The organism is Mesorhizobium sp. LNHC229A00, assembly GCF_000502415.1.
Taxonomy (GTDB): domain Bacteria; phylum Pseudomonadota; class Alphaproteobacteria; order Rhizobiales; family Rhizobiaceae; genus Mesorhizobium.
The window spans coordinates 470,237-492,646 of record NZ_AYWQ01000003.1; the positions used below are offsets into that span (position 1 = coordinate 470,237).

Here is a 22,410-nt window from a genome sequence, read left to right on the forward strand (position 1 = left end):
CGGAACTTTCAGGTAGATTGCGCCATCGCCACCCGCACGAGCGCCAAGGCTCTCCCGCTCAGTCGAGCCTCAAATATTGGCCCGTTGTGTCGGCGTGGGAACGGCCCAGATCCGTGGGCGTTGCAAGGCCATGATCTACACTATTCGCGCGGGCTCTCCAGCCGATGACTCGACCTTGATCCGCCACTATAGAGCACTGTGGGAAAGCCATGGTGTCGATGCGGCCAATATCAAAGGCGACGCCGAGGCGGTGACCGCGGATTTCATAAAATCGGGCCGCCAAAACAACGAACTGGCGACCTTCCTTGCCGAAGCCGATGGAATTTCCCTCGGCTCGCTGGCTTGCCAGATCCAATATCTTCCCTACCCCGATGTCGCATCGTCCAGCCAAGATACCTGATCATGGCGGTGGTGGCGATCGGCCTGTGGCAATAGCGGGGCGTCTGGACCCCCTGGATGACGGGAACCGATCGCCGGTCAGCGCCGCGATCCAAGCGGAACGGATCGTCTCCTTGCCGGTTGTGGAGGAAAGGAGATTTCCAATGTCTGACGGTATCATGTGGCTAATCGTTGTCGCCGGCGGGCCAGCGCTGCTGATCATACTGATCGCCTATGTCCTGGTAACCCGCCGTAACCGTGGTCCGGTTGAACGCAGGGAAAGCGACCGCGCTACCGACCAGCTCTACCGCGAGGACGATCGGCGATAGCTTGCGCATTGGGCGGTGTAGGAGGTCGTCGCGGACATGCAACGACCTCCCGCTGGTCTCACCGCATCAAGCACCGCCTCAAGAATGCAAAGAGCCTGTTCCCGCTGATCGTTGCACGGACCCGAGCCGCGGCCCATCGTGCTTTCATGGTGGCACCGACGTGGCAATCACAGACAATGTCGTGGAGTTGCCAGTCGCTCAATTCGAAGAAGCGCTTTGCCTCGCCATATGTGTCGTCCCCCAGACCCGATGCACGCAAGATCGGGTCTTCGAAGGCAACCGCGAGTGCCGATCCTTCCCCACGTGCGATGGCGCGTGCTTCGGGACGCAAATGTTCCGTGCCGGTTAGCGCACCGAGGCATCGTTCGGGATTTTGCTCGAGAAGTTCAGCCCAACGCGCGATGCGTTCATTACGTGTCATTACCGAAAACGGCGCCAGCGGCTCAATCCTGGCGACGGTTTGGAGCTGGTCGAGTGTCTGATGTTTCATGGTCGGCTCCTGTCTGAGAGGGAGAAGCACCCACGCCTTCTGAAGAATTATCGCCCGGCGGAGCTTCGACAAGACGGAGGTTTGACGAATTCGCCACTGGCGACGAACTCCAAAATGATATCGCCGGCAAACAACCGTGGTCAGCTCGCACTACTGCGCCGCCACTTCCTGGCGGAGCCTTCAAACTGAATGCTCGCACGATGCCGTGGCGTCAGAGTTCCAGCAAGGCATAGGGGCGACCGTTCGGTTTGGCCACGTGCATGGCGACGTTGTAGACCTTGGCGCCCCCAGGCGTGTGGCCTTCGTAGGAGCCGCGATGCGCGTGACCGTGCACGACCGCGCTGACCTTGAACCGATCGATCGTCTCGGCAAGGCGTGAAGAGCCAAGAAACGGAAATATCTCCAGCGGTTCACCCTCGACGGTTTCAGCGATCGGCGCGTAGTGGAGGACCACGAGCGTCCGCTTCGCCCGTACCTGGCGCATCGCGTTTTCGAGGCGCATCGCCTCGTTGACACTTTCCGAGACCATCGCCTTGATCGTGGGTTCGCCGAAGGAGCCGAGCATGCGCGATCCGAAGCCGCCAACGAACCCTTTCACGCCGACGAAGCCGACCTCCTCGATTTCGACCGCATGGCCGTCGAGAAGGTGAACATGCGCCTGGCGCAGGATGTTTGCGACGTCGTCCACCGCGCCGGATTCGTAGTCGTGATTGCCGAGCACCGCCACTACCGGGATCGAGCAGTTACGCAGGTCCTCGGCGAGCATCTCCGCCTCACGAGGCTTGCCGAGATTGGTGAGATCTCCCGTCAGGACGAGAATCTCGGCTTCCCTGGATATCTCGCCGAAGAGATCGCGATACGAGGTTCGGGGATCTTCCCTGACATGCAGATCCCCCATGGCGGCAACTTTAAGTGTCCGTGCGCTATCCTTCGGCGCGACGTTCTCCAGGCGGTCAGGCATCACGAAAATCCCCCACACCTCCGACGCCGGCGAAGCCCCATTCCTTGACATCAATCTCGTAGTCGGATTGCGACAGCAGCCGCCCGCGGCAGATCTTCATCCTGGGGGACGGCAATTGCCGTTGCTTTGCGAGGCGGTCGAGCAGTTCATCGAGGAGCCATGCCGGGATGTGATCGCGCTCGCTTGGGTAAATCCATCTGAAGTTGATGAGCTGCATCAGCAGGACCTCCCAATGAACCTCCAGATAGGAAAGCAGCCGGTGCCAATCTATCTGGTCGTGTGCCTTGAGGATCGTGTGGGCGATATCGGCGCCGTCGTGCCGGCCCCTGTCTTGAATGAAGCATTTGGACCAGATGAGTTCGGTCGGTCCGATGATCCGCACACGGCTGCCCAGCAACTCGATCTGTCGGGCATGTTCCAGCCATCGATCGCCGACAGGCATCATGCCGTTGGCCGATCCGAAGATGACGTCGAAGAAATGCCTGCCCTTGAACACCTTGCCAAGCCACCGGTCGTCCTCGATTTCGACGGCATATCCAAGCTCCTTGAAATGGGCGAGGATCCGCGCGTAGTCACCGGCCTTGCAGAAGATATCGAGATCCTTGGTCTGGCGAGTGACGCCGGTATAGGCGCTTACCGCATAGGTTCCAGCAACCAGAAAGGGAATGTCCGTGGCGGTGAGTTCGCGGATCGCTTCCATGTAGAAAACTTCCGCCCCGGCGTGCTTAAGGGTCGGCGCCGCCTTTGCATTGATCAACGGGAGCGAAACCAGAACGTTTTCGCGTGATCGATCCGTGGTCATCAATGATTGCTCCTAGCCCGCCAACCGACAAGTCGGCCGCTGGGACAACAACGTCGACCCCTCCATGGTTCCTCCTTGCGGGCGGGGTGTCCGGTTGGTCACGGAGCGATCCGTTCTGAGCGGCTGAGATTCCGCAGGGAATATGGCCTCAAATGCGATCGAACCCAACCCGATACCCTCGAGATGGGTTCGATGGTGCTTAAACGCCGCAAAGCGCCCCGGCATAGCGCGGCAAGATCGATTTCCGCGATCTCGTCGCTGCGTGCCAGTCAGAGGAACGTGAGCGCTTTCAGGGTCGATTGATTGCGCGTCCGCCGTCGCGATCGATCTCGCCCGGCACGTATTCGCCAGCATTGGCATCGAAGCCGGTCCAGCCATCGGCCTCGTACGATCTGCGGCGTTCGGCCAGGTCCACCGATCGGGATTGCCCCAAAATCTCCTCGGCATTCGGCACAAGTTGGTCCTCAACCCTAGCCGTCACCAAGGTACCGCCGCGGCGTACACCTTCCGCATAGACGTGTGCATCGCGCTCGGGCACACCCGACTCCGTCAGACCGCCGATGATGCCGCCGGCCGCTCCACCAGCCACGGCACCGGCAACCGCGCCGGCGGCGGTGGCGGCGAGCCATCCGGCCGCGACCACCGGGCCAACACCCGGAATGGCCATGACGCCCAGTCCCGTGAGCAAGCCCCCGGCGCCGCCGATCACGGCTCCGATTCCGGCACCGCTGCCAGCGTCTTCAGCGGCCTCCGAACGATTTGTGTCGTACCAGTCATCCGAGTTGTTGGCGACGATGCTGATATTGGAATGTGGGACTCCCGTCGCCTCAAGCTCGCCGACCGCATCGGCCGCGTCGTCATAATTGTCGAACAGTCCAGTTACCGTCTTCATGTGATTTCTCCTGATCCACGCTCACTTGCTTGCGGCAACGATGTTGCCCTGGTAGTCGAGCCCGACGTTTAGGTTTTCGCCTCCCTTGGCCGCTTGGCCACGCCAGATGCCCTGATCGTCCTTGGTCAGCTTCGATACGTTCGAATATCCCGCATTCTCGATCCGGCTCTTGGCCTGGGATTCGGTGAAGCTGTTTGCGCCGGGGACAAGAGCGGCGGCGTTGGCAGTGTTGTCGGTCTTCACCGCCGGCGTTGTCGCTCCCGTAATGGAATCTTGCCCGGCGGCGATCTTTTCGATCGCCTGCTGGTGCATCTTCAGCGTGCCGACCGTTTGCTGGGCAAAAGTCTTGAGCGCGGCGTTGTCACCCCCGCTTGCATAATCCTCGAACAGCTTGACGGCTTCGTCATGCGCCTTGCGCTGCGCGTCGACATAGGCCGGATCAATCGGCCCCTGCCCGTTCTTGAGCTTATCCAGATCGCCCTGATGCTGAGCATCGAGCGCTGAGGGCACCTTCAGTTTTTGTTCACCGGCGACCGCTTGCAGCTTGGTGTTGGCGGCGCCGTGGTCCCGGATCATCATCTGGGCAAAATCCTTGACGCGCTGGTCCTGGGCCTTGCCCAAGGCAATCTGACTCGAGTCCACTTCAAACTTGCCGCCGACGGCAGCCCTGTCGACAAAATCCTGGGCGCTGTCGGCCGCGAAGGCAGGCATTGCGAGAACCGTGGAAGCAACCGCGAGGGATGCGAGAAGGTGTCGTGTTTTCATTGGCTTTGTCCTTGTCAGTGAGCGAATTTGCGCTGCGTCCTAACAAGCCAAGATGCGCTTTGTTCCGCTCTCCAAGCCCCATGCACCAGACCCCGGCAGAGCCAGAAAACCATGGTGGAGACGAGTGGCTCAGGCGTCGTTTATTCCAAATTCCAACGCCAGGTGCACTGGAACAAATCGACCGTCGCGGCGTTAGAGGCCGTCCGCGGAAGGGCTTCGTGGAGCAACAGGGGAAGGTCTTGGAGGGGCGGGTGCGCACAGGCCATTTCAGAAAGCCGATCGTCATTCAACCTGGCCGCATAGACCGCGACAGGGTTGTGGTCTCTGTGTCCGATGCCGCCGAAGTGCTGCTGCGGGACTGGCCGAAGCCGACCTCGGAAAGGCGTCTTGCGGCCATCAAGGCCTGCCTTGCGGTCATGCGTGGCGAAAAGCCTCCAAGGGTTGCACGGCAGGCGTTCATCGTCGCGGCCAAGGACGCCAGGATTCTGCTCGGCGATCAAATTTAGCCCTTGGGCCCATGTGCACCGCAGCCGCTGATTTGGTAGAGCCTGGTTCGAACGAGAGGTCAGTGCCAAGATGTCAATTCCTACACCGGTCTCTGCCAGAGGCGAGATCCAGTCGGGAGAGACGCAGGACAAAACGCCGGGCTTCGATCCTGCCGTTGCTCCGATGGAGACCGATGCCGAGGCGGCGGACACACAAAATCCGCCCCCAACAGAGCCGCCACGTTCCCGCCGGCCGAAATTCGAAAATGAAGCGAGCTTCGCCAACGCGATGCGGCCGGTCGAAGGCGAGCCGGAACCGCGGCCTCGCAGCAACTGGCCGCTGTTGGTCGTTGCAGCCGTCGTTTTGGTAGCGGCCGCGGTTTTTCTGGCGGCGAGCATGCTACGGTGACGGTGACAAGGTCTGCGAGGAAGCGCGGCGACGGCCTATTCGGGAAGATCGGGTGCGCTCTTCATACCGGGAAGTTCGGTCATCGGGCACAGCAGGCGCGGCCGCGCAGGATTAGAGATGTCGAGCTTGTCCCAGGGGATGCGGTATAGGCCACCGCGACGGCGGAGCCCAAAAAGATCGAGCACGGCCACGCCTATGGCCGAGGCCGAAAGACGCTCGAAAGCAGCGTAGACGCCGACATGGAATTCGGTAACGACGAAATCGTCGCCATCCGGTTCGGCGCGGATTTCCTCGATATAGCCGATGCTCTTGCCCCGCTGCGAAAGCACGCGTCGCCCAGCCAGATGNGGTTCGGCGCGGATTTCCTCGATATAGCCGATGCTCTTGCCCCGCTGCGAAAGCACGCGTCGCCCAGCCAGATGTTCGAGATTGACGATGGTCATCATCAAGCTCCCGGAATGCGTCCGATGACATGATCGCGCAACCAGTCCTGCCAGGCGAAGATCGTCGTCCGACGCACATCGATATCGAACTCGATGTCGACGCCGATATCCTTCACCTTGTGCCAGGCGATCCGATGCGGCTCGCCATGGCGCTTACCACCCAGCTTTGCCGCGAGTTGCGCCATCCATCGTCCCGGCCATGTGCCAAGGCGACGCGCCAAAGTGATGGAGCCGAGTTCGATCGCGACGATCCTTGGGGGCTTGCCCTGGCGCAATTCGGCCACCAACCCGTCGACCTTGCCGATTTTGACCTGGCGGCGGTCGACCACCTGCTTGTCCAGGAGATCACGCAGCAACTCCATCAGGTGCCTCCGAATATCTGCAGCGGGATCGTCACCACGGCCAGCACAAAGCCGAGCGCGATGATGAAGATGACCGCGGCATTCGAGAGAATGCCGTTGCGATGCTCGCCGACGTAGCGTTCGTCGTTCAACAGAAACAGGAATGGAACCACCGTCAACGGCAGGCTGGCTGCCGTCAGCGCCATGGAAAATATGGTGAGCCTCAACGGATCGACACCAAGCATGATCGGGAGGGCCGCAAGCAACAGGGATACCGTATACACGGCGCTGAAGCCTGGATCGTCGCGCGGCTTGCGGTCCTCGCCCCAGGTCCAGCCGAAACCTTGCGCCACGAGGTAAGCCTGTTGCAGCGCGACTTCGAGTGCAGCGCCAAAGCAGGCAATGGCGAGAGAGGCTACGAACAGGATGAAACCCCAGAAGCCGAATACCGGGATCAGCATCAACGGCATTTGGTGATAGTCGTCGACCTGGTTGATGCCGTGCGTCGCCAGCACGAGAGCGGCCACGATCAACACGCCGATCGAAATGGTGCCGCCGAAGGTCATCCCCAGTCCCGCTATGGCCCGATTGGCGCCGAGATAGCTCTTGTCCCACTGGTCCTCGATAGCCCCCGAGGAATAGAACATGAACAGGTAGGGCGATATCGAGGCGCCGAGAATGCTGACCGCCATGAACCAGTAATTGGCGGTATCGTGGGCTGGCAGCGAAGGCACCGCGCCAGCCGCGACCGCCGTCCAATCGGGTTTCAGCATCACGGCCGCGACCACGAAACACAACGTCACCAGGCCCAGCATCGACACGCCTTTCTCGATGAAACCGAACGTGCCTTTCCAGAGCAGCAGCCATGCCAGAAAAGCCACCGGCAGAGCCCACCACTGGAAGCCTATGCCCGAGGCAAGTTCGAGTGCGATGGCAACGCCGCCGATCTCGGCGGAGAGCACCATGAGACTGAGCAGCAAGGTGGCAAGCAACGGCCACACAAAGACGTTGAAACCAAATCTCTCGCGAATGCCGTCGCAGATCGTGTGATGGCTCACCGCGGCGAACCGGCCGGCCATTTCCACCAGAAAGATGATGCAGATGGTGCCGAGGACCACGGCCCAGATCAACTGGAAACCGAAGGTTGCGCCCGCTTGGGCCGCCGTCGCCATCGATCCGACTTCGAGGAAGCCGCCAACGCTGGTAACCACGCCGAGCGATATTTCCACGAGCTTCTTCATGGCTTCGGCGCGAAATATCTGGCATAGGCGGTGGCAAGCGTGCGCGAGCCCTGCCGCAGATCCTGCCTTGCGTTTTGGACCTCCGCTCGACTGTCCGCCTGCAATCCCGCCTCGGCGCGAGCCACCGCGGCCGACAGATCCTTGACCGCTGCCGCCAAAGCAGATTGCTCGGCGGATTCGGCCGTCCCGGCCGATCGGATTTGTGCCTCGGCGTCGGCCAGGGTCTTGCCGGTCGACCGCAGCGTGCCGGATGTGTATGCGAACGGCGCCGCCCCATCCATCCAGGCATCGAGCACCATCGATACGGTCTGTGCCGCGGAGGCCACCGTTTGTGATTGCTGCTTGATCTGGTCGGAAGACGAGCATCCCGCCAAGACGCCCGTGAGCAACAGCACGCACAAACAACTCAGCCTGGGATAAGGGCCACTAAAGGTCAAAGCCGGCGTTTTATGCGCCACGAGACTGGTCTCCCCGAGCCGATGGAAGTCGCGGTCGGCGTGAATTGATCTAGAGCGCCCGGTTTGCCCGTCAATCAAACGCCACCGCTCGGACAGGCGCCGACCGCGGGACATGAGGACCAGCGACAGTGGCCCGCAGGCCACGACAGAACCAATTCAAGCGGAACAAAGCATCGATTGTGGGATTGGAACAGGGGGGAAAGTGGCGACCCGTCCTGATCGTCGACGTGATGGGCTGCTGGCACAGAGGATTCCGCAATGCCTCGTCTGATAGTCTGGATAGCCATCGTGGCAGTCGTCGTCATTGCGGCTTGGTTGTGGTTCGGCAGCCATAGACCGAGCAATGATGGCGGCAGCCAGCCCGCGCCCCACGCGATCGACCAGAACGGCTAGTTCAATCCTGCTCTGTTGGGTCTGTAGGGTTCTCGATCCTGTATTCGTGGACCAGGCCAAGAACCTGTTTTCTCACTGTCTCGCGCGCTTCGGGCTGAATGAAAACCATCAGCTGGTCGACGGTTTCAACGACGGGCCGCGGCAGGTCCGCAACTGCGTCGGTGAGCTCGCTGCCATGTTCATACATGTTGTCCGTCAGCTTCTTGTCCAGATCGGAAAGTATACCCATCACCAAGCTCCATAGCTTTTGCTCTCCATCCTGATAAAGGTCAGTCCAGCGGAGATGTTCCGAGAAGCACGCAAGCTCCTGTCGTCGGTTCGATATGCGAAGCGCGAGCCAGAGCCAGTGGGAAAAACCAGCGGCCAACCAGACCGAGAGCAGAAGAAGCGTCAGACACAACACGGTGGATGACAGACAACGCCCTCGGCTGTGATATGAAAGACGGCGGGACTGTTGACCAAGTTGCGGCTGTTGGCGAGCGGTGAATCACTGCTGCGCGGGCATCTCGGTATTTTCCTTGGGGTCTTTCTTGACTCCCGCGGCCGGTGAGGTGTCGGCCGGAGCGTTGCCGCCCTGGTTCTGTTCAGGCGCTCGTTTCAGGGGCGAGGTGCGCCACCCCATATCGACGTAGAGAAAGCCGATCAGGAAACCGACAATTATGACCCCGGCTATCACCAGCGAGAGTAGTGCGTTGCGTCGTTCCATCCTGCGGCTCCCTTAGCCTGCCGAACAGCCAATGACGAAAATAGTTCCACAGCCAGGTGGCACCGAGGCCGGGCACCGGCCGTCGCCCCAGCAGCGTGGCAACTTAAGGGATCGAGCGCGGCCGGGTCGCGCCAGCGCCGCGCGCTTCGCGGGCTCCGGAAGGTCAAGGAGGCGCGAGGTTTGAAATTCGCATTCGCAAGAGCGTCATGAAATCTGCCGNCGCGGGCTCCGGAAGGTCAAGAAGCGCGAGGTTTGAAATTCGCATTCGCAAGAGCGTCATGAAATCTGCCGTTGCCGATCTGTCGAAACCAGACGCGGCGTCGCTTTGCTGTCGGCTCATGCGCGACTTACGACTCTCGCCGGCGTTACAACCCGACAAGCAACAACGCTGCCCCTAACCACCAGACGGCTTCGGTAATGCCGGTTGCCTCGGCTGCGTGCCTTGCTGGTCCCCGCCGGTACTGGACTGCGGTGTCGGATTGGTATCCGTGGTTGGATTCTTGTCGACCGGCTGGCTGTTCATCGTATCCGTCTTGGATTTGACCGGGTCGGCATTGTTGTTGCACGCCGCCAAAACGAGCAACGCCGACGCCGACCAAATCAACCACATCGCTTTCATACTGACTTTTCCTGGATGAGTTCGGGTGAAGCAGCCTGCAAGGATCCTATCCGGTCGAACCGGATGGAAAGCCCTTGTTTGACGGCACTTTTAGCCAGCAAATGATCCAGCTCGCTATCGTCGATGGGGCTGCGAACCACCTGACGAATGGCCTTGCACGCCAGCTCGGTCGAGACGAAATCATATCTCCTGCTTCTGGCGGATACATATTGTTCGACCAGCATCTTCACGCGCCTGAGCGCGATTTCATCGGCATATCGCATTTCGTTTCTCCTGCGGCCGAACTGCCGAGTGTGTGGGTTGTTCCCAGATGAACTCAAGACATGACCGCCAAGCTGGTGAGAAAGCCCGCGCCTCCCGGCAGGGGAGCGCGCGGGCTGATCAGGCTGAGGGGAACCCGATCGCGCGGCGTCAAACTAGGGGAGCGACGACGCCGCACGACACCGAACATGGATCGACCTCAGTTGTTCCACTTCGCCGTCCCCGAGTCGTTCGCGCCTGAACGCGCCAAGGGAGTCGACTGGCATGGTCCTCCGGCAGCCAGCATTTCGATCTGGTCCACGCGGAACAATCAGGGACCCCGCTGGTTCGGCCAGAACGGTTTTCGGAGGACATGATGACCAATGCAAAGCTGGCCGTGGTGACGGGCGCATCGAGCGGCATCGGCAAGGAACTTGCCAAACTATGCGCCAAGGACGGCTATAACCTGATCATAGCCGCCGACGAGCCCGCGGTCCAACAGGCGGCCGAGGCTCTGGCTTCGCATAATGTGACTGTTGAAGCCATCGAGGCAGATCTGGCATCCGTCGAGGGCGTCGATCAACTCATCATGCAGATCGGCGATCGCGACATCGACCTTCTGTTCCTGAACGCCGGACGCGGACTCGGCGACGGCTTTCTCGACCAGGATTGGCAGAAAGTTCGCCGGGTCATCGACACCAACATTACCGGCACGGTCTACCTCGCGCATGAACTCGGCGCCAGGATGGCACGCCGCGGCCGTGGCCGAATTCTGTTCACCGGGTCGATTGCCGGCTTCATGCCCGGCACTTTCCAGGCGGTCTACAACGGCACCAAGGCGTTCATCGATTCCTTCTCGATCGCACTGCGCCATGAGATGCAGGACACCGGCGTCACAGTCACGGTGCTGATGCCCGGGGCGACGCAGACGCGGTTCTTCGAACGCGCAGAAATGATGGATACAAAGGTCGGCACCGATGAGAAGGACAATCCGGCCGACGTCGCCAAAACCGGCTATGAGGCGATGATGGCGGGAGAGGAACAAGTGATCAGCGGCTGGACGAACAAGTTGCAGGTCGCCGCCGCGCATATCACCCCGGCAGGCACGCTGGCCGAACAGCACCGCAAAATGGCCGAGCCGGGTTCGGCGTCCAGAGACTGATCTCTTCCTGTCCGCGAACGCAGGCCCTTTATGAGTATCGCAAGATAATCGTCGGTGGCAGCCCACTTCGGCTGAACGATGAATTTGCCGACACCTCAAAATAGTCAACGCAGGAGCAACACGATGAAAGCCCTCACATGGCACGGCAAAGGCGATATACGCTGCGATCAGGTGCAGGATCCGTCCATCGAGGATGACCGTGACGTCATCATCAAGGTCACCTGCTGCGCCATTTGCGGCTCGGACCTGCATCTGATGGACGGCTACATGCCGACCATGGAATCGGGCGACGTGCTTGGACACGAGACCATGGGAGAGGTCGTGGAGGTCGGCCGTGGCCATTCCAAGTTCAAGAAGGGCGACCGCATCGTGGTGCCGTTCAACATTTCGTGCGGCGAGTGCTGGTTTTGCCAGAAGGGGCTGTTCTCGCTTTGCGATCGGTCCAATCCCAATGCCAAGCAAGCGGCGGAGGTGATGGGACAATCGCCGGCCGGCCTGTTCGGCTATTCGCATCTGGTCGGCGGCTATTGGGGCGGCCAGGCCGAATATCTGCGCGTTCCATTCGCCGATGTCGGCCCGATCAAGGTGCCGGAAGGCATGGATGACGAGCAGGTGCTGTTTCTTTCCGACATCTTTCCGACCGGCTACATGGCAGCGGAGAACGCCGGCATCGAGCCCGGCGACACGGTCGCGATCTGGGGCTGCGGTCCGGTCGGCCAGTTCGCCATCCAGAGCGCATGGATGCTCGGCGCCGGTCGCGTAATCGCGATCGACAAGGTTNTGGCCATGGCTCGCGAGCATGGCAAGGCCGAGACACTCGATTTCAGCAATTCAAATATCTACGACGCCCTGATGGCGATGACCGATGGCCGCGGGCCGGATCGCTGTATCGATTGCGTGGGCACCGAAGCCGACGCCGGCGCCAGTGCCGACTCCATGCTCGACAAGGTCAAGGCGGCTGCCTTCCTCGGCACCGACAGGCCACATGTGCTGCGCGAAGCAATCTACTGTTGCCGCAAGGGCGGCACCATTTCGATCCCCGGCGTGTATATCGGCCTCGTCGATCATATCCCCTTTGGCGCCGCGATGAACAAAGGCCTGACGTTCCGTATGGGCCAGACCCATACGCAACGGTATCTCGAACCGCTTTTGGCCAAGGTCCAGACCGGCGAGATCGACCCGTCCTTCGTGATCACGCACAGGGCCGGCCTCGAAGCCGGGCCTGATCTCTACAAGACGTTTCGCGACAAGCAGGACGGCTGCATCAAGGTGGTCATGCGGCCGCATGGGTGAGCCGTTCATCGGCACGAGAACCGTTTCGTCTTCGCTCGTGCCCTCCCGTTGACGGCGTCGGTGCCGTCGCGGTCGCGGAACTTTCAATCTTGCCGATGATTGAGATCGTTTCGTGCAAGGAAAGGAACCATCATGGCCAAGGAAGATTCTGCCTCGAAACCCGCCGTCCGGTCACCGAACGCCGAGGGCCTGCCGCACCCAAGGAGGGATGCCAGCGACACGGATGCCGGTGCAAAACCGCTGACGCCAAGGACCTCGGGCGCGTCGCGTCCGTCGAGCGTTCCATTGGACAATCCGGTCGCCAACCGAAATGCCGGTCGGCCGCGCCAGGCGAGCACCACGCCCCGGCCCACCGACAAGCCGCTGGATTGATCGCGACGGGCTGGCTCTTTAGATCATGACGACTTCTTGGCGCGAAGCGACGCCAGGTCGGCCACGGCAGTGAGGATAGCTGCTTCGCTTGCGGGTTTTGCCACGAATTTGCAGTTTCGGAACCGGGCGGGAAGATCGCCCCGCCCATATCCCGTTACGAACGCGAAAGGAGTGCCGCGAGCCAGCAATATCTCCGCGATCGGCAGGCTCGTTTCGGCGTTAAGTTGAACGTCCAGCAATGCCATGTCGACCTTGTCGGCCTCGACCAGCCGAAGTGCGGCGGCAACGGACGAAACAGGCCCGACCACAGGATAGCCCGCTGCACGCAAGTCAGACGCGACGTCCTCCGCGATCAGCCACTCGTCCTCCACCACCAGAACGCGAGGTCTGTCGCTCACGGCGCGTCCTTGTGGTTTGCCGAAAAAGCGATCTGGACATCGAGGCCCTCCTTGCGGAAGGAGGTGTCGACCTGGCCGCCGAGCCTGTAGCCGATTTCCCCCTTCAACAGGTTCAGGCCGAAGCCGTTGTTCAACGGCTCCTTGACCGGAGGGCCGTCCTTTTCGCGCCAGCCAAGCGTGAAATTATCGCCATCCATCGCCCATCTGACGCCGATCCTGCCTTGAGGCTTGGACAGGGCGCCATACTTGGCCGCATTGGTTGCCAATTCATGGATGGCCATGCTGAGGGAAAGCCCCTGCTGCGGGCCGAGTCTTACGTCGTCGCCATCGAGTTCGATCCGTTCGATGCCGAACGGCTCGAGTTCCTGGTGGAGCAGTTCCTTGACCGAAGCTTCTTTCCACCTCTCGCGGGTCAGCAGTCCGTAGGCCCGGGACATGGCATGCAGCCGGCCGATCAAGGCCTCCGCGAACTCTTCCTTTGTATCCGAACTGTCCCGCGTCCGGTTGGCGATGCTGGCGATCACCGCCAGCATGTTCTTGACGCGATGGTTGAGCTCCGAGATGAGCACCTGCTGATGCTCTTCCGCCCGCGCCAGGGTGGTAACGTCGACAAGTGTCACCACGACGCCCTGTATCCTGTTGCCCTTGTCCCGATAGGGATTGATTCGGACCATGTGAAACAGACCCCTGGAATCGCGCGCAAGATGGTGGTTCAGGATCTCGCCTGTCTCGAAAACCTTGTCGATGTGCTGCTTCAACTCAGGATAGTCGAGTTGGCTCGAGAGATCCGTCAACGGCCGGCCGACGTCGGAGGGGCGCAGACTGAAGAAGGATGAGGCCGCCGGCGTGAAGGTCCGCACCACAAGACTGCGATCGAGAAAAATGGTCGCGATGTCGGTGCTTTCGAACAGATTGCGCAGATCGCTGTTGGCGTGATCGAGCTCTTCTATCTTGCTGGTCAACTCCGCGTTGATCGTGTTGAGTTCTTCGTTGAGCGACTGCATCTCTTCCTTGGACGCTTCAAGCTCCTCGTTGGTGGATTGCGCCTCTTCGTTGACGGAGACGAGTTCCTCGTTCGACGATTTCACCTCTTCGAGGGCCGTCTCGTATTCCTCTATGGTGGATTGAAGACGCTCTCTTGTGTCTCGCAGTTCCCGCTCGAGATCGGCGGTGCTGTCGCTGTCACGGCTGCCATCGTCCTCATCGGACCGGGCCATGGTCGGGCCAGACGGCTCGAAGAGGACAAGGTAAAGCGGCTCACCATTGCCCCTCTCAGCGAGCGGTTCGATCGTCAGCCTGATCGGTTGGACGCGTTCGTCGTCTTCCTCGACGGCGAGGTTGTCCCGCACAACAGTGCGGCGTGTCGTCGTCGCCTCCCTCAATGCGGCGCGCAGGTCCAACCGAAGCCCGCGGCGCGCCATTGTCAGCAACTGCCGGCTGGGGATGCCTTGCGGCGCTTCGAGGTATCTGCCGGTCCTCGCCGAATAGTAGACGACGTCGCCTTCGGCGTTGACGAGGACATGCGGCGGCGCGAACCGCTCCAGCACCTGCGCCTCGACAGCTTGGCGCAGCGGATATCCGATCGTGCCCTTCTTCAAGCCAGCGGTTTCGGCGGGAAAGACGCCGGAAGGGACATCCCCAATAAGGGCCGGCAGCCTAATATGTGGCGAGGCATGCTCCCGTGCCTGGAAGAGGCGATGTTTCTTGTCGACGGTGGCAAACAGATTTTCGTGCTGCCCGACGCTTTCGGACGTGCCGAGGAAAAGATAGCCACCCGGCTTCAGCGAATAGTGGAAGACAGGAAGAACGCGGCTTTGAATGGCCGGGCCGAAATAGATCAGCAGGTTGCGGCACGAAACCAGATCCATGCGCGAAAAGGGCGGATCGCGGATGACGCTATGCGGCGAGAAGATGCACAGTTCCCGGATCTCGTTGCTGATGACGTAGCTCTCGCCATCGCCGTTGAAAAACCGCTGTTTGCGCTCCGGGGAAAGACCCTGCATCAAGGCTTCGGGATAGCGTGCCGCGCGCGCCACCGCCAGGGCCGGCTCGTCTATGTCGGTGGCGAATATCTGGACGCGCGGAACGGCAGAAAGCGTTTCCATGTGTTCACGCAGCAGGATGCCGATGGAGAACACCTCCTCGCCGGTGGCGCAGCCGGGAACCCAGACCCTAACCGTGTCGGTGGCGGTCTTGCCCTCGAACAGCCTCGGGATGATCTTTTGTTCCAGCAATTCGAAGGCATCGGGATCGCGAAAGAAGTTAGTGACATTGATCAGCAGATCGCGAAACAGGTTCATCACCTCGCGAGGGTCCTTCTTCAGCCAGTCGATATAGGCGCTGATGGACTGAATCTGGGCGATCTGCATGCGCCGCTTGATCCGGCGTAGGAACGTCTTGGTTTTATAGCCTGAAAAGTCGTGGCCGGAGTGGCTGCGTAGAATGCCGTATATCTGTTCGCGGACTTTATCTATGTCGGCCGTATGGTCGTCTTCTTCGTTCGTCAGCCCGTCCAGCGTGTCGAAGCCGCGGGCGTAAGCCTCGAGCTTCGCCCCAATCTCCTCGGCGGGCACGGCAACATCGATGAGCCCGCTGGCAATAGCGCTCTGCGGCATGTCGGGATTGCGCGGACCGTAGCCGTCCGGCGCTTGCGCCACGGTGAGCCCGCCCCGCTCCTTGATGGCCTTCGCACCCAAGGTTCCATCGGAATCACCTCCCGACAGTACGACGCCGACCGCGTATTCTCCCTGGTCTTCGGCGAGTGCGCTGAAGAAGATGTCGATGGGTTTGCGCTCCTGGGTAAGCCCATTGGGCCGCCGCAGGTGCAGCACGCCATTCTCGATGACCAGAGTGACGTTTTCCGGCATCACATAGACATGGTCGGGTTCAACAGCCACGCCGTCCTCGACCACCACGACAGGCATCTCGGTGTAGCGGTCGATGACCTCGTGCAGCAGGCTGTTGCGCTTGGGACTGAGATGCGTGATGATCACGAACGCCATGCCGGGCCGATCGGTGATGCCCTTGAAAAACCCTTCCATTGCGGGAATGCCACCCGCGGACGCTCCAATGCCGACGATGGGGAACTTGATTGATCGGGTTGTCACGGCATGTCCCCCCTTTCGCCCGACCGACATGAAGTCTCTCAAGGTCGGATCGGACAGGACACAACCATATAGCGCGCAGGGAGGATGGAACAAGTCAGCATGCATGACGTTGAACCCGATATCCATGGTGGTTCAATGACAAAACGCTCTGCTGGCCTGAAACTCCTGGCGCCAATGGTGCCGGGGGCGCCTGAATTAATCGAAGGTCTCGATGGGCCCGTCCCGGATCGCATGCTGGCGCTTGCGAAACGATTGCAGGCGGCGCTGGATGACAGGAAAGCGGAAGTGGCTTCTTTGCATCCTAAACTCCGTTCGAAGAAAGGATGACGACGTGCGCGATCTGCGGGGGTTGCATATTCTGATTGTTGAAGACGAATGGTCGATGGCGGGAGATCTTGCGAGGTTTTTCAGCAACATGGGTGCTATCATCCTCGGGCCCGCGGCTACCGTCGAGCAGGCGTCTGAACATACCGATCAAGCCGAAGCTGCGATCCTGGACGTCAATCTTAACGGCCGACGCGTGTTTCCGATCGCCGACAAGTTGATGCGCCGCGGTATCCCGTTCGTATTCTTCAGCGGCGACAACGACATCGCCATCCCCGAGCATCTCCGTTACGCCAGCAATTTGCGGAAATCCTCGGGCAGCAAGGCTGTGTTCAATGCCCTTTTTCCGCCGCAGGGGTCCGAACAAGCGGACATCTCCGTGCCCTCCCCGCCAGACGACGTTTTCACTCTTTTGCCCAAACTGCGCCTCGCGGCGCGTCTTCTGCTGGGGGACGTCAACGCATCGGACCGGCTGGTCGAGAGGACACTCGAGCAAGCGATCCGGGACGTGGACCACCGGCAGCTTGGCCAGTCCACCGAAAACTGGCTCAACGACGTCATGCGAGAAGTGGCAAAAGCCCACGGCGCAAAGCTGATGCATTGAATTCTCCTGGGCCGAAGCCAAGGCGCTTCCCTGGGGGATTGCTGGATCGCTTTTCTGGCTCAGGGCCCGAAGCAATGGGGCCGTCGATTGTTCCAGCGAATTTCGAGATTTTCTAGGGCCCGCGGCACCGGTCGTAGGCCAGCCTTTCTCAACTCTTGCGATCACGCTCGACGAATTTGTTGAAACGGCTGGATTTTCCGTCGCTGGTCTTGGCCTGATAGAGGAAGGCCAGATCATTCTCGTCGAATATCCGGAAGAACTCGTCCCAATCGATAGGGTCGAATGCTTCCTCGGGCTCGCCAAAGTCGATCCGCAAGATGCCGCCCTCCCCCTTGGTGCGGACCACCGCCGGACGACCTTGTCGCTCCTCGGCCCATTTGCGAATTTCGTCGTGATTGGTGGTCGTCTGGGACTGCGACATTGAAATCTCCCTTGATCATCGGCTTCGCCTTTCGGCGTCACGGCGGCTGTCGAGCGCCCTAACAGCATACCGGCGGCAATGTTCCCGCATTGCGGCCCGATGGCGTTGCGCTTGCTTTCAGACGAAGCCCGCGAAGGGAACTTTGTTGAAGCACAGGGAACAAACCTTTTGCCGAAAAGTTCGGGGCGCCGAGGTCACTTGTCCGAGGAGTCGTCGTGAAACGCATATTGGTTACAGGAGGCTGCGGCTTCATCGGCCGCCACGTCACACAAGAACTCATCGCTCAGGATTATTCAGTTCGTATTCTCGACGCCCTGCTGGAGCAGGTGCATGCAGGCGAAGCAGTCGCGCTTCCCGCCGGTGCCGAACTGATCAAGGGCGACATTCGCGACCGCGAGGCCGTTGCCGAGGCGCTGGAAGGCGTCGACGCTGTCATTCATCTGGCGTCGGAAGTCGGCGTCGGACAATCAATGTACGAGATCGCCCGCTATGTCGGCACCAACGATTTGGGCACGGCGACACTGCTTGAAGCGCTGATCAAGCATCCGGTCGAAAGGATTGTCGTCGCCTCCTCGATGAGCGTCTATGGCGAGGGCCTCTATGCCACGCCCGAGGGCCAGCGCATCGACAACGCAAGGCGCAAGACGAGCGACATCAAAAGCGGACAGTGGAATCCGCTGTCGCCGGAAGGCGAACCCCTTTCGCCGCTGCCTACGGATGAAGAAAAACCGGTCGACCTCGCCTCGATCTACGCGCTGACGAAATACGCCCAGGAACGCGCCGTGCTGATCTTCGGCGAAGCCTACGGCATCGATGCGGTCGCGTTGCGCCTGTTCAATGTCTTCGGTGCCGGCCAGGCGCTATCAAATCCCTATACCGGCGTGCTGGCCAATTTCGCTTCACGTCTCGCCAATGGCCAACGGCCGATGATCTTCGAGGATGGCGAACAGAAGCGCGATTTCGTTCATGTGCATGACGTCGCCCGCGCCTTTCGCCTTGCGCTGCAGCAACGTCAGGCAAAGGGCCACGTCATCAACATCGGCAGCGGCCGCGCCTATGCGATCAGCGAAGTCGCGCGATTGCTGGCCGAAGCCATGGGAACCCCGAACCGTTCGCCCGACCTGCTCGGCAAGGCGCGCTCCGGTGACATTCGCAACTGCTTTGCCGATATCTCCAAGGCACGTGAGTTGCTCGGTTTCGAACCCGGCCTGCGATTGGAGAACTCTCTCGGGGATTTCGTTTCCTGGGTGCGCAACACGGCCGCCGTCGACCGCGGCGCCGAAATGAAGCGCGAACTCGAAGAGCGCGGGTTGGTGTCATGAGCCCGGGCGCACGCAACCGACGCGAAGCGCCGGTCGCCATCATCGGCGGCAGCGGCTTCATTGGATCAAACCTTGCCGACAGCCTGTTGTCGGATGGCGAGCCGGTGCTGGTGGTCGACAATCTCAGCCGTCCCGGCGTCGAACAGAACCTGGAATGGCTTGCCCAGAAACACGGTGGCCGCCTAACAGTCGAGACCACCGATGTGCGGGACGCCAATGCCCTGGCGCCGGTTCTGATGAGATCCAAGGCGATTTTTCATCTGGCCGCGCAGACGGCCGTTACCACGAGCCTGGTCCGGCCGGACGAGGATTTCGACATCAACCTTCGCGGCACGTTCAACGTGCTGGAAGCGGCGCGGCTGAGCGGCGAGCGCATCCCGGTGATTTTCGCCAGCACCAACAAGGTTTACGGCAGCCTCCCCGACATCGCGGTTCGCGCGGACGACGACCGCTACATACCTTGCGATAGCGCGATCCAGGCCGGCGGGATCAATGAGGCCCGCGGTCTGGATTTCTGCACACCCTATGGCTGCTCCAAGGGCGCGGCGGACCAGTATGTGCTCGACTACGCCAAATCCTACGGCATGCTCACGGCGGTGCTGCGGATGAGCTGCATCTACGGACCGCGCCAGTTTGGAACCGAGGACCAGGGTTGGGTAGCGCACTTTCTGCTCAGCGCCCTGACGGGACGGGAAATCACCATCTATGGCGATGGCAGGCAGGTGCGCGACATCCTGCACGTTTCCGATGCTGTCGCCGCCTACAGGGCCGTGCTGGACCGGATCGAGATCACCAAGGGCCAGGCATTCAATCTTGGCGGCGGACCAGAAAATGCGCTCAGCCTGCGTATGCTGTTGAGCGAGATCGGCAGCCTGACCGGCCGCGAACTCTCGGTCCGCCACGATGGGGAACGGACTGGCGACCAGCCCTTCTTCGTCGCCGATACCCGCAAGATCGAGACCGCGCTTGGATGGAAGGCCCGGGTTGCGTGGCGCGAGGGCATTCGCGATCTCGCCGACTGGCTGCAGCGCCACCGGCTCGAGCCCCGCCCCGAAGCCGTGAGGTACGTCGCATGAGAATAGCCCTGGTCAACCCGTCCTGGACATATGACGACAGCATCTATTTCGGCTGCCGCCAACCGCATCTGCCGCTGGAACTCGGCTATTCGAAAGCCCTGCTCGAAGCGGCCGGCCATGAGGTGCTGATGCTGGATGGGCAATTGCAGAAGCTCGATAATTCCGGGCTCTGCGAACGCGTGGTTGATTTCGCACCGGCAATGACGGTCGTCAGCACCGCGCCGACCTATCTGTTCTGGCGCTGCGCACCGCCCGAATTGCGGGTGCCGGCCGACTTCCTCAATCGTCTGGCCGGGCGTGGCGGACGCACGGTCGCGGTCGGCCCACATGGTTCGGCGACGCCGGCGCCGACCTTGCGCAAGCTGGGCGTCGACATTGTCGTGCGCGGCGAATGCGAGGAAGTCGTCGCGGAACTTGCACGACGCGACGATTGGAGCGCGGTACCCTCGACCGCCTATCTGCGGGACGCCAAGCTGGTGTCCAACGGCGGCGTCCATGCCAGTTCTTTTGTCGATCACCCGCCGCTGGAATGGCCATCCTACTGGATTGCGGCCCATTCACACCACCATCACCGGTTCGATAACCAACAGCTTGGATTCGGCGCCGAGGTCGAGGCGTCGCGCGGCTGTCCCTACAATTGCAGCTTCTGCGCCAAGATCGATTTCCGCGATGCCTATCGCCGCCGCAACCACGAAGCGGTGGTAACTGAAATCGATCGGCTGATCGCCCAAGGTGTCGGCTACATCTACTTCATCGACGAAATCTTCCTTCCGCAAAAAGCGTTGCTGGAGGCGTTGGTCGGCCGCGATGTGAAATTCGGCGTCCAGACCCGCATCGATCTGTGGAAACCCGAGCTGCTGGAACTGCTGGGCGCGGCAGGCTGCGTGTCCATCGAAGCCGGCCTCGAAAGCCTGACGGTGGAAGGGCGGGCCATGCTGGCGAAGCGTTGCCGGCTGGGCACCGAGGAGCTTGCCGCGCTACTGGTCAAGGCCAGACGCCACGTTCCCTTCGTCCAGGCCAATCTGATCGGCGTCGTCGAGGACGATCCTGCCCTTGTCGATCACTGGCGCGCCCACCTGATCGACAATGGCGTGTGGGCCAATGAACCCGTACCGCTTTATCCATATCCGAGTTCGCCCAGCTATCGCGAGCTTTGGGGCGAACCCGACGACCTTGCCTGGGAGCGCGCCCATGACCATTACCTCGCATCGTTCCAGAAGTTCAGCGACATCCAGGAAAAGCGCCCGCGCCCGCTGGCGGAACTGGAGGCGGCATGTTGCGGACACTGACGCCACGCAAGCGCCGCATCCTGATGACCGTCGACGCCATGGGCGGAGTATGGCGCTATGCGCTTGATCTCGGCCGGGAACTGGTCAATGGCGGCGACAGCGTTGTGTTCGCCGGTCTGGGGCCGCAACCATCCAAGCAACAGGCCGAAGAGGCACGGTCTTTCGCGACGCTCACCTGGCTGAATACGCCTCTGGACTGGATGACCCGCAGCGCCGGCGACCTCGACGGTCTGCCGCTGGAATTGCGTGCGCCCATACGCGACTACGCCATAGACCTTGTCCATCTCAACGGACCGACGCAGGCCGTGGGGTTGGACGCGCCTTGCCCAGTTATAGCGGTCTCGCATTCATGCGTGACGACATGGTTCCATTCCGTCAAGGGCCAGGCGTTGGATGGCGCATGGAGCTGGCAGAAAGAGCGCAACAGGCGCGGCTTCGACAGGGCCGACGCAGTCATCGCCCCAAGCCGCAGCCATGCCGAGATGCTCGAGACCTGCTATGGCCCGATCGCACGCGTTCACGTCGTCGGAAATGCCGCACACCCGGTCCCGACAGCAGAAGCCCGCCAGCCGCTCGTCTTCGCCGCCGCCCGCTGGTGGGACGAGGGNGGAAAGAATGTGGCGGTGGTCGACCAGGCCGCCTCGTTGACGCAATGGCCTCTCTTTACAGCCGGTTCGCTTCACGGCCCGAACGGCGAGCGCGCCATCGTCAAGCATGCCGTTCCTCTCGGAGCACTGCCGCATGACGAGGTGCGCTCCTTGATGGCCCGCGCCGGTATTTTCGTGTCTCCGTCGCTCTACGAACCGTTCGGCCTGGCGGCGCTGGAAGCGGCCATGTCGGCGACGCCCCTGGTGCTCTCGGACATCCCGACCTATCGCGAGTTATGGGATGGGGCCGCGATGTTCTTTGACGGGCGCGACCCGCATGATCTCGCTGCCTGCATCAATCGTCTTTCCAGCGATGCCGGGCATAGGCGAGAGCTCGGCCACGCCGCCCTCCGCCGAAGCCGCGGGTACACGCTGGCGAGGCAGGCAGCGGCCATGCGCGATGTCTACGAAAAGGCGGCGCTGGCCGTTGCGGAGCGCTGATC

Annotated in this window: 30 protein-coding genes; 14 read left to right on the top strand and 16 right to left on the bottom strand. The window is 61.2% G+C overall.

Annotated features, from left to right (window positions below; translation table 11 throughout):
* Window positions 1-94: 94 nt before the first annotated feature.
* Entirely contained in the window at window positions 95-400 is a 306-nt protein-coding gene (locus X742_RS160535; protein WP_156939357.1) for a hypothetical protein, read from the top strand.
* Window positions 401-542: 142 nt separating this feature from the next.
* On the top strand, window positions 543-707 hold the full coding sequence (locus X742_RS1000000174745; protein WP_023771243.1) for a hypothetical protein: 165 nt from the start codon (window positions 543-545) through the stop codon (window positions 705-707).
* Between the two features lie 58 nt (window positions 708-765).
* Here the strand turns inward: X742_RS1000000174745 and X742_RS160530 are convergent, their stop codons facing one another.
* From X742_RS160530 to X742_RS160510, 5 genes are all read right to left on the bottom strand, one after another.
* Entirely contained in the window at window positions 766-1,197 is a 432-nt protein-coding gene (locus X742_RS160530) for a hypothetical protein (protein ID WP_023771244.1), read from the bottom strand.
* Window positions 1,198-1,408: 211 nt separating this feature from the next.
* The gene (locus X742_RS160525) at window positions 1,409-2,158 is read right to left on the bottom strand and encodes a metallophosphoesterase (RefSeq protein ID WP_023771245.1); all 750 of its coding nucleotides are present in this window, start codon (window positions 2,156-2,158) and stop codon (window positions 1,409-1,411) included.
* Entirely contained in the window at window positions 2,151-2,960 is an 810-nt protein-coding gene (locus X742_RS160520) for a nucleotidyltransferase family protein (protein ID WP_023771246.1), read from the bottom strand. Before X742_RS160520 ends, X742_RS160525 begins: the two co-directional genes overlap by 8 nt.
* 289 nt (window positions 2,961-3,249) lie before the next feature.
* On the bottom strand, window positions 3,250-3,852 hold the full coding sequence (locus tag X742_RS160515; RefSeq protein ID WP_023771247.1) for a general stress protein: 603 nt from the start codon (window positions 3,850-3,852) through the stop codon (window positions 3,250-3,252).
* A 21-nt stretch (window positions 3,853-3,873) separates the two neighbouring features.
* Entirely contained in the window at window positions 3,874-4,617 is a 744-nt protein-coding gene (locus X742_RS160510) for a DUF4142 domain-containing protein (RefSeq protein WP_023771248.1), read from the bottom strand.
* 251 nt (window positions 4,618-4,868) lie between these two features.
* Here X742_RS160510 and X742_RS160505 point away from each other — a divergent pair, with 251 nt between their 5' ends.
* Window positions 4,869-5,123 carry a DUF982 domain-containing protein gene (locus X742_RS160505; protein WP_023771249.1) on the top strand — a complete coding sequence of 85 codons (255 nt, stop codon included), beginning with the start codon at window positions 4,869-4,871 and terminating at the stop codon, window positions 5,121-5,123.
* A gap of 70 nt (window positions 5,124-5,193) precedes the next feature.
* Window positions 5,194-5,511, top strand: a complete 318-nt coding sequence (locus tag X742_RS1000000175560) for a hypothetical protein (protein WP_023771250.1) — start codon at window positions 5,194-5,196, stop codon at window positions 5,509-5,511.
* Between the two features lie 35 nt (window positions 5,512-5,546).
* Here X742_RS1000000175560 and X742_RS160495 read toward each other — a convergent pair whose 3' ends face one another.
* From X742_RS160495 to X742_RS160480, 4 genes are read right to left on the bottom strand one after another with little or no spacing between them, the layout of a single operon-like run.
* On the bottom strand, window positions 5,547-5,954 hold the full coding sequence (locus tag X742_RS160495; RefSeq protein WP_245275506.1) for a hypothetical protein: 408 nt from the start codon (window positions 5,952-5,954) through the stop codon (window positions 5,547-5,549).
* A 2-nt stretch (window positions 5,955-5,956) separates the two neighbouring features.
* Complete coding sequence (locus X742_RS160490) at window positions 5,957-6,316, bottom strand: hypothetical protein (protein WP_015319130.1); 360 nt, start codon at window positions 6,314-6,316, stop codon at window positions 5,957-5,959.
* Window positions 6,316-7,536, bottom strand: a complete 1,221-nt coding sequence (locus X742_RS160485; RefSeq protein WP_023771252.1) for a divalent metal cation transporter — start codon at window positions 7,534-7,536, stop codon at window positions 6,316-6,318. The genes X742_RS160490 and X742_RS160485 overlap by 1 nt, the downstream gene beginning before the upstream one ends.
* Window positions 7,533-7,835, bottom strand: coding sequence for a hypothetical protein (locus tag X742_RS160480; RefSeq protein ID WP_245275507.1), 303 nt, complete (start codon window positions 7,833-7,835; stop codon window positions 7,533-7,535). The genes X742_RS160485 and X742_RS160480 overlap by 4 nt, the downstream gene beginning before the upstream one ends.
* Before the next feature lie 417 nt (window positions 7,836-8,252).
* On the opposite strand from X742_RS160480, the gene X742_RS1000000176475 reads away from it, so the two are divergent.
* Window positions 8,253-8,387 carry a hypothetical protein gene (locus tag X742_RS1000000176475; RefSeq protein WP_023771254.1) on the top strand — a complete coding sequence of 45 codons (135 nt, stop codon included), beginning with the start codon at window positions 8,253-8,255 and terminating at the stop codon, window positions 8,385-8,387.
* Between the two features lies 1 nt (window position 8,388).
* Here the strand turns inward: X742_RS1000000176475 and X742_RS160475 are convergent, their stop codons facing one another.
* The 4 genes from X742_RS160475 to X742_RS160460 all read right to left on the bottom strand — a co-directional run bounded on the left by X742_RS160475 (window position 8,389) and on the right by X742_RS160460 (window position 9,975).
* A complete protein-coding gene (locus X742_RS160475) occupies window positions 8,389-8,616 on the bottom strand; it encodes a hypothetical protein (protein ID WP_023771255.1) in 228 nt (75 codons plus the stop codon).
* A 258-nt stretch (window positions 8,617-8,874) separates the two neighbouring features.
* Window positions 8,875-9,093 carry a hypothetical protein gene (locus X742_RS160470; protein ID WP_023771256.1) on the bottom strand — a complete coding sequence of 73 codons (219 nt, stop codon included), beginning with the start codon at window positions 9,091-9,093 and terminating at the stop codon, window positions 8,875-8,877.
* Window positions 9,094-9,487: 394 nt separating this feature from the next.
* Complete coding sequence (locus tag X742_RS160465) at window positions 9,488-9,712, bottom strand: hypothetical protein (protein WP_023771257.1); 225 nt, start codon at window positions 9,710-9,712, stop codon at window positions 9,488-9,490.
* On the bottom strand, window positions 9,709-9,975 hold the full coding sequence (locus X742_RS160460) for a hypothetical protein (protein ID WP_023771258.1): 267 nt from the start codon (window positions 9,973-9,975) through the stop codon (window positions 9,709-9,711). Before X742_RS160460 ends, X742_RS160465 begins: the two co-directional genes overlap by 4 nt.
* Window positions 9,976-10,328: 353 nt before the next feature.
* Between X742_RS160460 and X742_RS160455 the strand changes: the two genes are divergently transcribed.
* From X742_RS160455 to X742_RS1000000175240, 3 genes are all read left to right on the top strand, one after another.
* A complete protein-coding gene (locus X742_RS160455; protein WP_031247761.1) occupies window positions 10,329-11,114 on the top strand; it encodes an SDR family NAD(P)-dependent oxidoreductase in 786 nt (261 codons plus the stop codon).
* A gap of 123 nt (window positions 11,115-11,237) precedes the next feature.
* Complete coding sequence (locus X742_RS160450; RefSeq protein WP_023771260.1) at window positions 11,238-12,407, top strand: zinc-dependent alcohol dehydrogenase; 1,170 nt, start codon at window positions 11,238-11,240, stop codon at window positions 12,405-12,407.
* Window positions 12,408-12,539: 132 nt separating this feature from the next.
* Window positions 12,540-12,779, top strand: coding sequence for a hypothetical protein (locus X742_RS1000000175240; protein WP_023771261.1), 240 nt, complete (start codon window positions 12,540-12,542; stop codon window positions 12,777-12,779).
* Between the two features lie 23 nt (window positions 12,780-12,802).
* Here the strand turns inward: X742_RS1000000175240 and X742_RS160440 are convergent, their stop codons facing one another.
* Together X742_RS160440 and X742_RS160435 are read right to left on the bottom strand one after the other, a co-directional pair.
* A complete protein-coding gene (locus X742_RS160440) occupies window positions 12,803-13,177 on the bottom strand; it encodes a response regulator (RefSeq protein WP_023771262.1) in 375 nt (124 codons plus the stop codon).
* On the bottom strand, window positions 13,174-16,314 hold the full coding sequence (locus X742_RS160435) for a CheR family methyltransferase (RefSeq protein ID WP_051407608.1): 3,141 nt from the start codon (window positions 16,312-16,314) through the stop codon (window positions 13,174-13,176). The genes X742_RS160440 and X742_RS160435 overlap by 4 nt, the downstream gene beginning before the upstream one ends.
* Window positions 16,315-16,383: 69 nt before the next feature.
* On the opposite strand from X742_RS160435, the gene X742_RS1000000173885 reads away from it, so the two are divergent.
* Together X742_RS1000000173885 and X742_RS160430 are read left to right on the top strand one after the other, a co-directional pair.
* Window positions 16,384-16,611 (top strand): hypothetical protein, encoded by a 228-nt coding sequence (locus X742_RS1000000173885; protein WP_156939358.1) that lies wholly within the window; start codon window positions 16,384-16,386, stop codon window positions 16,609-16,611.
* Window positions 16,612-16,615: 4 nt separating this feature from the next.
* Window positions 16,616-17,212 (top strand): response regulator, encoded by a 597-nt coding sequence (locus X742_RS160430; RefSeq protein ID WP_023771265.1) that lies wholly within the window; start codon window positions 16,616-16,618, stop codon window positions 17,210-17,212.
* A 148-nt stretch (window positions 17,213-17,360) separates the two neighbouring features.
* Here the strand turns inward: X742_RS160430 and X742_RS160425 are convergent, their stop codons facing one another.
* Window positions 17,361-17,633, bottom strand: coding sequence for a hypothetical protein (locus tag X742_RS160425; RefSeq protein WP_023771266.1), 273 nt, complete (start codon window positions 17,631-17,633; stop codon window positions 17,361-17,363).
* Between the two features lie 215 nt (window positions 17,634-17,848).
* Here X742_RS160425 and X742_RS160420 point away from each other — a divergent pair, with 215 nt between their 5' ends.
* From X742_RS160420 to X742_RS160405, 4 genes are read left to right on the top strand one after another with little or no spacing between them, the layout of a single operon-like run.
* Window positions 17,849-18,955, top strand: coding sequence for an NAD-dependent epimerase/dehydratase family protein (locus X742_RS160420; RefSeq protein WP_023771267.1), 1,107 nt, complete (start codon window positions 17,849-17,851; stop codon window positions 18,953-18,955).
* Complete coding sequence (locus tag X742_RS160415) at window positions 18,952-20,031, top strand: NAD-dependent epimerase/dehydratase family protein (RefSeq protein ID WP_023771268.1); 1,080 nt, start codon at window positions 18,952-18,954, stop codon at window positions 20,029-20,031. The genes X742_RS160420 and X742_RS160415 overlap by 4 nt, the downstream gene beginning before the upstream one ends.
* Window positions 20,028-21,320, top strand: coding sequence for a TIGR04295 family B12-binding domain-containing radical SAM protein (locus X742_RS160410; RefSeq protein WP_023771269.1), 1,293 nt, complete (start codon window positions 20,028-20,030; stop codon window positions 21,318-21,320). The genes X742_RS160415 and X742_RS160410 overlap by 4 nt, the downstream gene beginning before the upstream one ends.
* Window positions 21,305-22,408, top strand: coding sequence for a glycosyltransferase family 4 protein (locus X742_RS160405; RefSeq protein ID WP_023771270.1), 1,104 nt, complete (start codon window positions 21,305-21,307; stop codon window positions 22,406-22,408). Before X742_RS160410 ends, X742_RS160405 begins: the two co-directional genes overlap by 16 nt.
* Window positions 22,409-22,410 lie beyond the last annotated feature (2 nt).